This is a genomic window from Phycisphaerae bacterium, assembly GCA_012729815.1.
In the GTDB taxonomy this organism is placed as follows: Bacteria; Planctomycetota; Phycisphaerae; order JAAYCJ01; family JAAYCJ01; genus JAAYCJ01.
In genome coordinates this window covers 1-13,766 of the sequence record JAAYCJ010000019.1, presented here as the reverse complement: position 1 = coordinate 13,766, position 13,766 = coordinate 1, and the positions used below count along the sequence as shown (strand labels likewise).

Here is a 13,766-nt window from a genome sequence, read left to right as displayed (position 1 = left end):
GCATCGACCGGATGCAGGATGAATCGTTTGGTCGGCGTCAACGTATCGATGGCCACTTTGACCTCGTCGCGGATCCGCTGCGGGTCGGCGGCAAGCGAGAGGGCGTTGGTGCCGCCGACGAGGGTGATCCGGCCGCCGAGAAGCTCGCGGGCCCGCTGGAGGCCGATGCGGTCCTGGACCGGATCGACGAAGAACAGCACATCGACTCCAAGATCGGCGAGCCGCGGGCCGAGAATCTCCACGCCGGTGGTCATCACGTAGCCGAACTTCTTGCCGTGACGGTGCGCCGTCTCCACCAGCCGCGCCAGGTGCGGGTAGACGAACTGCTCGAACAGCGCGGGCGACCAGAAGTCGGTCGAGGAGTACCAGCCCCGCTGGACAACCATACCGATGCCCGGCTGCGACGCCGCCATCTCGGTCCGCGCGCGGTCGGTCTCGGCGATGATCTCCACCAATCGTCCAAATGCCTCCGGATGGTCCAAGGCCATCATGATCGCCCCTTCGGTCCCACATAGCCATACGGCGGCGTCCATGCCGAAGGCCGACCACGCCTGGACGAAAACGCCGTGCTCATCGGCGAAGGGTTTGATCCTCCGCATCCGGTCGTCGAGCCAGGTACGGACCGCCGAATCCGGCGGAGCGTAGAGGTGTCGGATCGGCTCGACGTCGTCCGGCGAGGCCACCGCGTGCTCCACCGCCCGCGGAATGTTGTAGTCTTCGAACAACGGCACGCACTCCGGCTGAATCACCCAGCCGGCGCCGGGATCCTCACCCGTCTGACGCACCGCGTGGCGCAGCGGCCCGGACGGCGTCTGATACTGGCGCACCAGGACCGGGTACGGATCAAGCTGCCCCGCCGGAGCGACGCTGTCGGTCGACGTAACAGCCGGATCGATGCTCCAGGGGATCGACACGTCGAGAGCATCATCCACTCCCAGCGACTGCCACGCCCGCACCCTCGCACAATCGTCTTCCAGCGTCCACGGCTGCGGCAGCGTGTGCAGGTGCTCTATCCGCATCGAGTACCAGTACGCGACCTCCCGGCCGTCGCGTCGCCATCGAAGTTGCGGCGGAGCCGGAAATCCGAAACACCACGTGGTCAGCGGTACGTGGTCCACCGGCCGACCCTCGATCGCGGCGAGTATCCGTTCTCTCGATTTCATCATGTTTACCCCTTCACGTTTCCTTGATCCGTATTCTTGCCCGCACACGATCGACTACGGCGTCGGACTCCGCCTTCATGACATCTTTCGATAGATGTACTTGAGAACATCAAACGCTTTCTTCGGCCGGCGCCGGTACGAGACCACACCCTTGTAGTTCATCCCGTCCCATTCGCCCGTCACGTGCTTCGACGGATCGCGATAATCGCTGAAACAGAACGGAAACGCCCCGCAGATCTCCCGGTGGCGCTGGAGCACGGCGAACGTCTCCTTAATCAGGTCCGCGTGATAGTCCTCGCTCCAGAAGTCGCGGGAGGCTGAGAAATATCCCGGCCGCGAGTCCGCCCCGAACTCGGTCAACAGCATCGGCTTGGCGTGCTTTCGCTTGAGCTCATCGAGCTTCTCGTCGAGCATCTTCAGGTCGATCGCCGCCGGCGCGCTCTTGCGTGAATAAATGTCCTGCTCATACCAACCCCAGTACTCATTGATGCCCAGAATATCGACCATCTCCGCCAGCGGTCCGACAATGCAATAGAGCGACGCATACGACAGCAGCCGCGTCGTATCCAGCGACCGCACCGTCTGGCAGAGCCGCCGGAAAAACGGCTCAGCCTCCGGGTTCTCGACGTTGCACTCGTTGCCCACGCTGTAGATGACCACCGACGGATGGTTTCGCGCGTGCACGATCATCTCGCCCACCATTCCCTCGGCCAGGGCGGCAAAGTCCGGATCGGAAAAGACCGTCCCGGTCGCGTCCGTCTCTGGATGAATGCAGTAGACCGGCGGCTCGATCCACACCATCAGTCCCGCCTCGTCGCACGCCTCATAGAACGCGCGGGTGAACGGAAAATGGCTGCGGATCGTGTTGACGCCCATCTCCCGCAGCAGCCGAAGGTCTTCGAGGTACTGCTCGCGTTTCAACGTGAGCCCGTAGACCGGCGAGTCATAGACATAACAGATTCCCTTGAGAAAGATCGGCCGGCCGTTCAGCAGGATCTGGCCGTCAGCCATTTCGATGGTGCGAAAGCCCACGCGGTATGCGCACTCGTGCAGGACGTGCTCGCCTTCCATCAATTCGACCGTTACCGGGTACAGCACGGGTTGATCCGGCGACCACGGCACAACGTCATCGGCTGCAAACTGTACGTCGAACTGATCGCCGACCGACTCACGCGTCTCCACACCGTTGCAGCGGACGCGAAGGGCCAGTCCTTCACGCGACCGCTGGACCAGACCCCGCACGCGCAGCTCGCCCTTGGCCGCACCGATGAAAAGCTCCTCCAGCCACGCCGATGGATGAATCTCCAGGCTCACGTCGCGATGGATGCCACCATAGTTGAAATAACCCAGGCACGGTGGCAGCCGCGTCGAAGTCTCGCGGTTGTCCACCTCGACCGCCAACGTGTTGAGGCCCTCGGCCAGCACCTTGGAGACGTCAATCGTGAACTCCGTGTAACCGCCCTCGTGCCCGCCGACATGCTGGCCGTTGAGAAACACGCGACATTTGTAGTTCACCCCGCCGAAGCGAAGCCTCGCCGCCGCCCCGGGCGGCAGAGGCTCAACAGAGAATTCCCGGACGAACCAGCCGACACCTTCGTAGATGTCGAGCTTCTCAGCGTAGTAGTTCCAAACTCCCGGCACCGGCGCCTTGTGCCACTTGCTCCGGTCAAATCCAGGCCGGGCGTACACCGGATCCCGATGATACCTGGGGTCCAGGTCAATCACGAAATCCCACAACCCATTCAAGTCGAGACGGATCATCGCTTGCTCCCGGTCTTGTCAGAAAGCACCAGCACCCGGATGTCGAACGGCTGGACGGTCAGTTCGACCGTATCGCCCTTGCGCACGAGCTTCTCGCCCAGCATGTCTTCAACCTTCTTCCAGCCTTTCACATCCACCGGCTCGCTGATCGCCTGTTCGCTCGGGTTGGTGAAAAACCACCCCTCGCGGCCGCGAATGGCCCGCCGTCGAAACAGCAAGCCGCCCTCACGCTCCGGCTTCGCTCCGCACTGCGCCAGCAGCGTGCGGACAAACGCCTGCGTCTCCGGATCGCGATACGCCTCGGCGTTGTGGCCGATGTAAGTTCCCAGCAGCCACGCCTTGCCGCGGCCAACCCTCCGCACCGTGCCGGCCGCCGCTTTGTTGTAGAGGAGAAACGGCTTGGACCCGCGACAGGCGAACGTCTCGATGTAAACGTTCGCCCGTGCCCGCAGACCGGTCAGCGGCCCATCGCCCTCCAGCATGGCCGGATCGAGATACTCGCCGAAACTCCACGCCTTGGGCGACCAGATTTCCCCGCCGTCCGGTTCGGCCACCATGGTAAAGCTCTTCTGGCTCACGCCGAAAAGCTCGCGGGCCGCCGGCGACAGCTCGCCGCGATTGGCGAACGCCTGTTCGTTCACCCGGCCGGGCGCAGCCTCGCAGATCAGATTGCCGCCGCTGCGGACGTAACGGGCCAGTTTCTCGACCACCGCGTCGGCCAGACAGATCGGGAACGGCATCACGATCGCCCGGTAGTTCCGCGCCCGCGGCTCGTCGAGTTCATCGACGCTCAGGAAATCGACGGCGATGTTATTCTCCCAGCACATCCGGTGCCAGCCGCGCAGGCTCAGTACCAGGTTCTCGCCGCCCTGGGCCAGCGTCTGGCAGAACTGGTAGTTATCCTCATTGACCAGGATCGCGACCTGTCCGCCCGGCCAGGACGACGCCGCGAAGAGTTCGGCGTATCGATTCAGCGCCCGGCCGACCCGCGCCGCCTCTTCAAACCGCGGCGTGCGGTCGCCTTCGCTGTCGAGCAGGCTGAACCCGTTCATCTCGGCCGATGCGATTTCCGCCCGCGTCACCCAGAAACTGATCGCCGTGACTCCCGACGTCACCGCCGAAAGCATCCACCGGCGAATGTCCGCCGGCGACGGCACGCGCCCCTTGTGGAAACCAACCGAAATGGGCCCGCCCTGAAACTCCGACGCCCACAGCGGCGAGCCGGGCCGATTCGAGCCGCGCAGATGATCGAAAGGCAGCACGATGTTCCCGTAGGTCTCATTCACCACCATCTCGGCAAGTGACTCTTCGCCGCCGCGCCAGGCCGGATAGCTTGAAGAGCCCAGAAAGTCCTGGCACCGCGCGTACGTCCAGTCCACGCCCGACCCGATCTGCGGGCCGCTCTTGTGGGCGAACACCGGCCGGCCCAGCGGATCGTTCTCGCGGATCACCGCCGCCCGTCGCTTCAGGACGCTGCCGATCTGCACATTCTCCATGAAGATCCGCCACGCGAGATTCTGCGAACACGGGTGCTTGGCGTTGCGAAGATCCGGCAGCACGTACTCCCAGTCCAGATACCGCGTGTTCCACGCCCGGTTCAGTTCGTCCAGGTCGCCGAACCGCTCCCGCAGATACGCCCGGAACGCCGCCAGCGTGTGCGGACAGAAGCAGACCGCCTTGCCCAGAAAAGGCTCGGCCCAATAGCCGATCTCCTGCCACGTATTCCAGACCACGATGTTCTCGAAGCGTCCCAGCGTCCGAACCAACGTGGCGATAAAGCGGTCCTGATCGGCCGCTGCGCCGGGATGATCGTAGCACGGACCGGGCTTGCCGTCGGCCGGCAGCGTGGTCTGGGCATCGTAGACGATCGGCAGCCCGTCGTGGCCCACCATCCGGCAGTCCGGATGCTTGCGGTAAAGCCATCCCGGCGCCTGCTCACAAGTCAGGCCCAGATACACTCCCATATCGAGTCTCGCCGCCTGCTCGATTAACTCCTCGTACCGCGAGAAGTCGTAACGCCCCTCCAGCGGCTCGTCGATCATCCAGTGCTCCTGAAGCTTGACCAGGTTGAACCCGTGCTTCTTGAGGTTCGCCATGTCGCGCTTCAATTCCGAGAACGGCGGCATCGGCTCGCGGCACAGATGCGAACCGAGGGGAAACCGCGTGCCGAACGTCTGCGAGTTCATAACGCACTCCTTGCGCACCGCGCGAGCGACCCGCGGAAGTTCCATGTCCTGCCTTCACAGTGATATCGGATCGGCTCAGGCCGTTACGCTTTCTTTAATCGCCGCGGCCGCCGCCTTTTCCTGCTCTGCCGTCAGCTTCGAAGGAATCGGCACCAGGACCGCACGAGTGAACAACTCGTCGCTGCGCGGGCACGCGCCCTGGCCGTAGTCGTACCGGCTCTCCGCGTTCTGCGGAAGACTCCACGGGTTGCCCGCCGACGAAAGCGGCACCTTGCCCACCAGCGACGGAATGTTGTAGTAGATGTGCAGGCCGTAATCGGCGATGCGCGACACGTTGTGCAAGCCGGATTGCCTCATCCTCTCAGCCGCGCGAACCGCCTTCGCTTCGCTCTCCAGGATCAGCACGAGGAACGGGCCGCTGTCGCCCTCGGCGTCGCAAAGCTGCCGGAACGCCAGGCCCGCCGTGCCTTCCAGCATCGACTTGATCCGCCGCTTGCTCTGGCGCATGCGATCGACGATCTGCGGAAGCTTGGCGATCTGTACGCCGGCCACCGCGCCGCACAGTTCGGTCATGCGCCGCCCGGCGCCCCACAGCAGCGCGTCCTCCGGCGGCGGGGCCAGACGTCCGCCCACGCGAATCATGCCCATGTCGTGGGCCGCGAACGCCCGGTGATAGAGCCGCTCGTCGTTGGTGATGATCAAGCCGCCCTCGCCGCAGGTCATGTTCTTGTTGAGCTGCAGGCTGAAGATGCCCATATCCCCGAAGGTCCCGACTTTCTTGCCCTTGTACGAGCCGCCGTTGCACTGGGCGCAATCCTCCAGCACCGCCACGCCGCGCTTCTTCGCCACCGCCATGATCGCGTCCATGTCGCACGGCACGCCCGCCATGTGGATCGGCACGATCAGTTTTGTGCGCGGCGTGATCTTCTTCTCCAGATCCTTCGGGTCCATGGTGAGGCTCTCATCGACCTCGCACAACACCGGAATGGCGTTGAGCTGAACGATCGCCCCCACCGTCGCCACCCACAGAAACGCCGGCACGATCACCTCGCAGCCGGGCCCGACGTCCAACGCGGTCATCGAAGTCAACAGCGCTCCGGTTCCGCTGTTAAGCCCCAGGGCGTGCTCGGCCCCATAGAACTCCCGCGCCGCCGCTTCGAACTGGTCCACCTTCGTCGGCTGGCCCAGCCCGTAGTATCGGAACAGCGAACCCTTGTGCAGAACGTCCAGCACCGCCTGGTCTTCCTTTTCATCCAACCAGTGCGCACCGGGAAACTCAGACGGCCAATCCAATTTCATTGCATGACTCCTTTGGCTACCAAACCACCGAATCCTGTTCCTCAGACACGCCGGCCACCACCGGACCGACCCGTGAATTGTCGACGAACCGCCGCGCCGCCTCGTGATCCACCAAACCCGCACCGCTGGTCAGACTCCAGACAAGCTGCACCTGCCCTTCCTGATACGCTGGGAAATTGGTGAACCACAGGTTGTTCATAACCCAGCTATAGACGTGCCCGTTGGCCACTTCCAGGCGCTTGAGCCATTTGCCGGTGTGGATGTCGCCCACCTGCACCAGCGGCACATCGTGCGGCGCCAGCACCGTCGTGTGATCGGCCTGGCTGACTGCCACGTAATCGCCCACGCTCAGCCAGTCGGTCGCGCTGCCGGGCAACTGGTCGATTCCCGCCCGGAACGCCGCACCGGCGTTCTCAATCCACACCTCCGGACTCTGGCCGGCCAGCGGAAACGCCAGGTAGAGACTTTCGTACGCCGTTTCCACCTGCTTGTCCAGCCGCAGGATCACGTCGATCCGCGGCAACGCGTGGTACAGCCGCACCTCGCGGGCGAACCGCACCTTCGGCAGATTGCCTGTCGTCACCAAGGCATTGAAGACCGGCCCGGTGATCAGCCGCGGCTTTCGCCCCTTGACGTGGCCGCCCTGGCGAACCAACTCGGGTCGCGGACGCTTCGCCTCCGGACTGGTGCTCCCGTAGCTGATATCGTATATTTCCTCGCGACTTCCCTGACGCGCCCGCTCGTGAATGATCTCGGCGAAACTCCATTCGGCGCCGGCGTCGCAGAGCTCGCGCCCGCTCGACTTCTCGACGATCTGCCCGATCGTCCCACGCTGCGGATCGTAGTCGAGCCGGTAGTAGTCGTTTTCCATCGCCGCCGGGACGGAGGATTTCGGGGCCTTGGCCGCCAACTCGAAGCGCCGCGTCGCACGCGGGCCGATCCGCAGCGCGTAGTGGTCGCGAACCGCGCCGGCCTTTTCCCGCTGGCCGATTGCCAGCTCGCCGCTTTCGACGTCCTTCAGACCGCCCGCGCTCTTCTTCTTGTCGGATACCGGCAGTGCGATCGCACCCGTCCACTCATGGTCGAAGGGGTTGGTCACCGTCACCCGTCCGTCCTCAGCCAAACTCGCCGTCACCTCTCGCTCGATTCGCCGAACCTGATCCAGCGCCTTTAACGCGGGAATACGCTTCTCCTGCCACTGCAACCGCCCCTGCAACGACCACGGCGCACGAATCGAGATGCTGGCCCCCCACGTGTGCTCGTCAAACAGCAACATCTGCTCGTACACCTCTTCCAGCCGCGCGGGGTCCGGTGCAGCCTTGCCCATCGCCGCAAGCTCCCGCATCCGCCGCAACGCGTTCTTCGTCCGCCGCGAACACGCCGACTCGAACGCCGCCGAACCGTTGCCGTTGGCCCACCAGTCAGGCCACGCCGCCCGATGCACCGCGAACTGCGAACCGTGCTGCTGCTCCATGAACTCGAAGAACTCCCGGTTGGTCGCCATCCGTGCCTCGATGCCGGATTGGGCCGCGTTGAAGTGGGCGACGAAGTCCATCAGCTTCGGCTCCGCGGGCACGTTGTCCATCCCGAAATGGATGGCAAGCCCTCGCCAGCGATACCCCTCGTCGCTGATCCGCCGAATATACGCCAGGAGGTTCTCCGTACCCTTCGCAAAATCCTCAGCCAGCTTGTGGACGATGCCTTCGGCGTACCAGGAGTGACGCCACTCGGTGAACCACGTCAGCACCCGCCCGCCGTCCGGCCCTTCCCAGTAGAACGGGCGCTCCACCTCCAGCGGAAACGACATGATAAAGTCCGGAGCGGCTGAGAGGTACTTGATGCCGCGCGAGGCCAGGATATCCGGCAGACTCCACGGAATCCCGGGACAATCGGAGAACATCGCGCTGACCAGCGGCAAATTCTCTCGCCTGGCCAAATCGCACGCGTAGTCGGTCGATCGCTCGAAGCTGTCGCGATCGAACAGGTCCGTCGGGTTCATGTAAAGCGCCGTCAGTTCCACCCGGCCGCCGCGGATCTGCTCGAACATCTCCTCACGACGCGCGCCGCCGCGACGCAGGTACTCCATCACCGGCCAGAAGCCCTCGTGAATCCAGCGGAATCGTTCCGGCTCCGGCCGGTCGGCTGAGGCCTTGACCAGATCCGTCGCCTCGTCCACCATCGCCACCAGGTCATCCAGAACCTTCCGGCGGGTGTCGGTGTACCCGAAGTCCACGTGCGTGTGATGCAGGATGAAAACCTTCTCGATCATAACTGGCTTTCCTTCAATACCTGTTAGTATCTACCCGGATAGTACACGGTGATCACGCGAACCGGCTCCTCGCCGGTGGCGTAGCCGCGATGCTCGGTCCCCCGCGGAATATAGAATGCATCGCCCGGCCGCAGGGTCTGGACCGCCTGGCCGGCGATCTCCATCGCCAGCGTTCCGGCAATGATGTAGCCGCCCACGTCGCACTCGAGCTTCTCGAACGGCGGATGCTTGCGGGCTGGGAACATCTGCTCGTCCATCATCTGGGCCTGTACCCCATTGCGGGGCGAAAGCACCACGGTGTAGCGCCGCTCACCGTCGCTGACCGCCTGCATCTTCTCTCGGGCAAAGACCGGACCGTGCTGATCGGCCTGCTCCGTACCGAAAAAAGTCCCCAGGTCCGTACCCAACGCGGTGAGAATCTTCCGAAGCGTACCCAGGCTTGGTGAACATTTTTGACGTTCTATAAGAGATATCAATCCAGGCGTGACCCCCGCCAACTCCGCCAGCCGCCGTATCGACAACCCGCACCGCTTCCGCAGCATCTGTATCTGCGGGCCCAGATCATCGACCTCTCGTTCCATCGCCGCCGGAATCTCCATTAAACAGGCGTTTAATGTATCGAATGGATGTACAGATGTCAAGACCCCGGTGCAGCGAAGGAAAAGGGGACATTCTACTTTTACGATTACTACCGGCCGTGCCGGTGGCGTCGTGGTCGATTCGTAAAAGTAGAATGTCCCCTTTTTATCGAAAGCGGGTGAGTTGGCGTTCGTGGATCGTCGGACGGTTGTTCTCGACGGCGCCGATGATCGCGTGGTCGGCCATGCCAATGAAGAGGCCGTGGCCGACGATGCCGGGAATGGAGGAAAGTCGGCGGTCCAGCTCGGCTGGGTCGGCGATCGGACCGAACTGGGCGTCGAGGATCGGATGACCCAGGTCGCTGATGACCGGGCCGATCTTGCCCGATCCGGTCCGCAGGACGACCCGGGCCCCGAGGGCTTCCAGCCGCCGCCGCACCGACGCCAGGGCCGGGACGACCACTTCGATGGGAACCGGGAACTGCGATCCGAGCCGCTGAACGCACTTGCTCTGATCGACGACCACCACGAACCGGTCCGCCATCGCCGCCAGCACCTTTTCCGTGGTGTGGGCGGCGCCGCCGCCCTTGATCAGATTGCCCGCCTCGTCGATCTCGTCGGCTCCGTCCAGCGTCACGTCCACCCGCGACACGTCCATGATTTCGAGCATGGGAATCCCCAACTCGACGGCGAGAAGCCGCGCCTGAAGCGAACTGGCCGCGGCGGTGATCCGCAGCCCTTCGCGGCACCGTTGGGCCAGGTGTTTGATGGCGATGGCCAGCGTGCTGCCCGAACCCAGCCCCACCACCGCCCCATCAACCACCAGGTCCGCCGCCGCCTCTGCCGCCTTGGCCTTGCACTCCCGGATCAACGCTTCATTCGAACGATCGTTCATGAAACCACCTTTACACCGTAACAATTGTCCGGTAAGATAACCGATACAGGGGAATGATGAAACGTCTTTTGGGGGATCTGCCGTGAAACAGCTCTCTTCGTTCTTCGTTGTGATGATTCTGCTGCCGGTCTTCGCCGGATGCGGCGCGATCATCGACTTTTTCCAGCCGTCCACCACCAGCGTCACGCTGATCAACAACTCAGACTTTCCCGTCGACGTGACGCTGTTCATCGACGACGAGCAGAACATCCCGGAGGATGCTCTGACCGAAGTCGGTGAGCAGATCGACCGGACGCTGCAGCCGGGCGAGGTGGCCAGCTTTTCCCGCGACTGCGACGAGCTTCAAGCCATCATCGTCGAGGACGCCGATCTGCGGGTCGTCGTCGGCGTCAGCCCGGAAACCAGCACCGACGTACTCCGCGACGGCGACGACTTCGGCTGCGGCGACCGCATCATCTTCACCTTCGACCACTCAGCCCTGCTGGTGGACTTCAACGTGACGGTGGATGTCCAGGAACGCACCAGCCTCTGATCGAACGATGGCGCATCGCGCCGATCAGGCGTGAACACGAATGTCCCGGGCCATCGCCACGAGGTCGACTCCGGCCCGAGCCTCGTCGGGCGAAGGCAGTTGATCGACCAGCATCAGCTCCGCCGCAGCCATGATTTTCATCGACTCGTTGCAGCCGCCGACCGCCAGGACGCGGCCGTCCTTGATGTACCACGCCACGAAGGTCCGCTGCGACACGTCGCCATCGATGACAATATCGTCCCATCGGCCGGCGTGGCCGACGTACTGGAAGATGACCCTGTACTGGTTGGTCCAGAAAAACGGGCTGGTGCGATACTCAGCCTCGACGTCGGCCATGTTGCTCGCGGCGACCCGCCCCTGTTCCTCCGCCACGCACCAGTGCTCGATCCGCGTGCGTTCGCCCGTCCGCCAGTCGGGGAAACAGGCCACGTCGCCCGCCGCGTAAACGTCGTTGATCACCTGGAAATGCTCATCGACGTTGACGCTGCCGTCGTCGTTGCGATCGACGCCTCGCAGGAACTCGGTGGCCGGCCGTACTCCGATCCCCACGACGACCATGTCGGCCTCGAGCCGCTCGCCGTCATCCAGCACCGCCGCTCGCACGCGGTCGTCGCCCTCAAACCGAGCGACCTGCCGGCCGAGGCGGAACGTCACGCCCTTTTCCTCGTGAAGCTGCTGGTACATGCGGCCGATCGGCTCGCCCAACTGCTTTTCGAAAGGCACGCGGTCCGGCGCGACCACCGTGACCTCCAGACCTCGTTCGCGCATGCACGCCGCCGTCTCCATGCCGATAAAGCTCGCCCCGACCACCACCGCCCGCTGTGACTCCCGGATCGTCTCGCGAATCCGGTTGCAGTCGGCGAGGCTCCGAAGGGTGAAGATGCGCTTGAGGCCGACTCCCGGAGTCTCCAGTTGCCGCGGGACCCCGCCGGTGGCGATCAGCAGCCGGTCATAGCCGATGAAGGACTTGTCCTCAAAGATCACTTCCTTGGCCGTCGTGTCGACCTGGACCACGCGCCGGCCGGTCTTGACGTCGATCGTGAATTCCCGGTAGAACTCCTCATCTCGCAGGAGCGGCGGCGACGTGTCCTCCCAGCTTCGCAGATAATTCTTGCTCAGCGGCGGACGGTCGTAGGGCAGAAAGTTCTCGTGCGTGACCATGATGACGCGCCCGCGAAAGCCCTTCTGGCGGAGCATCTCAGCCGCTGCGCCGCCCGCCGAGCCGGTGCCGAGAATCACGAACGTCCGCGGATCGGCCTGCGGGTCGTACTCGGCCATCGGCATGTGGCGATGCTCGGGACTCTCGCCCTCAGGCAGTTCGACCATCACGTCGTCGCCTTCGATGCCGACGTCAAAGACGGCCAGGGCGTCGAGAGCGGGCGAGACCTCCAGGTCTCCGGTGAGCAGATTGAAGCGGCTGTGATGCCATGGACAGCGCACGTGGTGCCCGATCAACAGGCCTTCGGCCAGAGGCGCCCCGTGATGATTGCACGTGCCCGAGGTCGCCCGGTACTCGCCGTTGATCCGCGCCAGCAGGATGCGCCGCTCGCCGACGGTCACCTCCCTCATCTCCCCCTCCCGCAGGTCGTTCACCTTCGCCACTCGTTCCCGGCGCGTCATGTCATGCTCCTTTCCGTTCACCGTCTGTGCCGAATAACGCGAGCAGGGGCAGAAGGCTGTCTACCCTCTGCCCCCACCACCGGCTCTATCATGATCGCACCGGCCGACCTCGATCGTATGATCGACCCCCGTGCGGTGACAAGGTTTCGCGCCCTGCGCGACCCCCCAAACCCGCACCGCGTTTCGGTTATTCCTCAATCTCTATCGCTTCGACGGGGCAGCTCTCAGCCGCTTCTCGCGCCGCGTCCTCGTGCTCCGGCGGCACCGTCTCCACCTTGGCGTGGGCCACCCCTTCATCGGTCATTTCAAATACCTCAGGACATATCTCCGGGCACAACTCGCACCCGGTACACGTGTCCGGATCCACGCGGGCTTTCATAATGACCCCTTTCGTCGAACCTTGGTCCCAGATCCGCCCGGAGACCCTCAGCCCGATCGGTCAATCCACCACGGTGATGCCTCGGGCGCCGAGCCAGGTTCCGTGAAGGTTGCACCGCTCGTAGGCCCGCAGTTCGCGGACGTCGCGATCCAGGCAAAGCGTCAACTCAATCTGCCGGCAGGCGCTGCGGGGCGTGAACTCGATGCGGGTCAGGTACTGCCGATCCGCGAACAGTTCGACCAACTCCACGTAGTGCTCCGAGCCCTTGTCGTCGTGCGGAATCGCACCCAGACGAATCGTACAGGCAAAAGGCTCCCCCTTGCGCACCCGCTCCGGCGCCTCGATGACCGGCGTATGGGTCTTCTCCAGTTCCATCGGCCGGTCCCGATCCGTTAGCCTGTCCACGCCCATTGACACGTTGGCCTCGATCAAACCCGGTTCACGCATTCCCGTTAACCCTCTTCCATGACGGTCAGGCAACAAAAACGTCTCTCGCCCGCCTGTCGCACCTCTCGACAGCGAACCAGAGACTCTTTATTCACGTGGTCATTTCCACCCGTCATTTCGGAACCTTCGCCCGGCTCCTCCTGGCTTCTTCTCTGTTCTCTCCGCCCGCTGGAAGCGGGGGGAAGACGGCCAATCCCCGTTGCTTTGGGCCGGTCCCCAAGGCGCCCCGCGCACCGTCACTCCGGCCACTTGACCGTCTTTCCACTCGCTCAATCTCTCAGCGGCAGCGGCAGATAGTAGGTCTGTCCATCGCCGCATCCTCGCCGCAAGAGCAGGTGGCGACGAGGGGGATAGCCGACCTCCCGCTGAGTCAAAATGTCGGCACCCCCATACCGACCTTCGGCTCTGTTCGGCCATCCCCCCCGCTCGCGCAGTCTCCCTTGCGGCAGCGGCAGATAGTAGGCTCGTTGAGGACATCGTCTTGTCAGGCTCCCATCCTCGGCGCCGGAAGTGGGGTCCGAGCGTGTGGGGAAGTAGCCGACCTCCCGTTTGGTCAAAGTCGTCGCACAGCCCCCCGTGCATGGCTTCGACCCTTCCTCGGCCAGCCTCCCCACCCGCTCGTACTCCCTAGCGGCAG

The 13,766-nt window shown here is 63.8% G+C and carries 11 protein-coding genes; 1 reads left to right on the top strand and 10 read right to left on the bottom strand.

Annotation, left to right across the window (positions count from 1 at the left end; translation table 11 throughout):
- The 7 genes from GXY33_01525 to rpiA all read right to left on the bottom strand — a co-directional run.
- Window positions 1-1,163: hypothetical protein (locus GXY33_01525; protein ID NLX03802.1), on the bottom strand; the 1,163-nt coding region annotated here is incomplete at its 3' end.
- Between the two features lie 75 nt (window positions 1,164-1,238).
- Entirely contained in the window at window positions 1,239-2,924 is a 1,686-nt protein-coding gene (locus tag GXY33_01520; GenBank protein ID NLX03801.1) for a hypothetical protein, read from the bottom strand.
- Window positions 2,921-5,110 (bottom strand): hypothetical protein, encoded by a 2,190-nt coding sequence (locus tag GXY33_01515; GenBank protein ID NLX03800.1) that lies wholly within the window; start codon window positions 5,108-5,110, stop codon window positions 2,921-2,923. The genes GXY33_01520 and GXY33_01515 overlap by 4 nt, the downstream gene beginning before the upstream one ends.
- Window positions 5,111-5,185: 75 nt before the next feature.
- A complete protein-coding gene (locus tag GXY33_01510) occupies window positions 5,186-6,409 on the bottom strand; it encodes a DegT/DnrJ/EryC1/StrS family aminotransferase (GenBank protein ID NLX03799.1) in 1,224 nt (407 codons plus the stop codon).
- 16 nt (window positions 6,410-6,425) lie between these two features.
- Entirely contained in the window at window positions 6,426-8,678 is a 2,253-nt protein-coding gene (locus GXY33_01505) for a hypothetical protein (GenBank protein NLX03798.1), read from the bottom strand.
- A gap of 23 nt (window positions 8,679-8,701) precedes the next feature.
- Window positions 8,702-9,259 (bottom strand): helix-turn-helix domain-containing protein, encoded by a 558-nt coding sequence (locus tag GXY33_01500; protein ID NLX03797.1) that lies wholly within the window; start codon window positions 9,257-9,259, stop codon window positions 8,702-8,704.
- Between the two features lie 163 nt (window positions 9,260-9,422).
- Window positions 9,423-10,151 (bottom strand): ribose-5-phosphate isomerase RpiA, encoded by a 729-nt coding sequence (gene rpiA, locus GXY33_01495; GenBank protein NLX03796.1) that lies wholly within the window; start codon window positions 10,149-10,151, stop codon window positions 9,423-9,425.
- An 82-nt stretch (window positions 10,152-10,233) separates the two neighbouring features.
- On the opposite strand from rpiA, the gene GXY33_01490 reads away from it, so the two are divergent.
- Window positions 10,234-10,683 (top strand): hypothetical protein, encoded by a 450-nt coding sequence (locus tag GXY33_01490; protein ID NLX03795.1) that lies wholly within the window; start codon window positions 10,234-10,236, stop codon window positions 10,681-10,683.
- 24 nt (window positions 10,684-10,707) lie between these two features.
- Here the strand turns inward: GXY33_01490 and GXY33_01485 are convergent, their stop codons facing one another.
- From GXY33_01485 to GXY33_01475, 3 genes are all read right to left on the bottom strand, one after another.
- A complete protein-coding gene (locus GXY33_01485; GenBank protein NLX03794.1) occupies window positions 10,708-12,303 on the bottom strand; it encodes an FAD-dependent oxidoreductase in 1,596 nt (531 codons plus the stop codon).
- A 187-nt stretch (window positions 12,304-12,490) separates the two neighbouring features.
- Window positions 12,491-12,682 (bottom strand): ferredoxin, encoded by a 192-nt coding sequence (locus GXY33_01480; GenBank protein ID NLX03793.1) that lies wholly within the window; start codon window positions 12,680-12,682, stop codon window positions 12,491-12,493.
- 60 nt (window positions 12,683-12,742) lie between these two features.
- Entirely contained in the window at window positions 12,743-13,129 is a 387-nt protein-coding gene (locus tag GXY33_01475; protein ID NLX03792.1) for a desulfoferrodoxin, read from the bottom strand.
- Window positions 13,130-13,766: the final 637 nt, after the last annotated feature.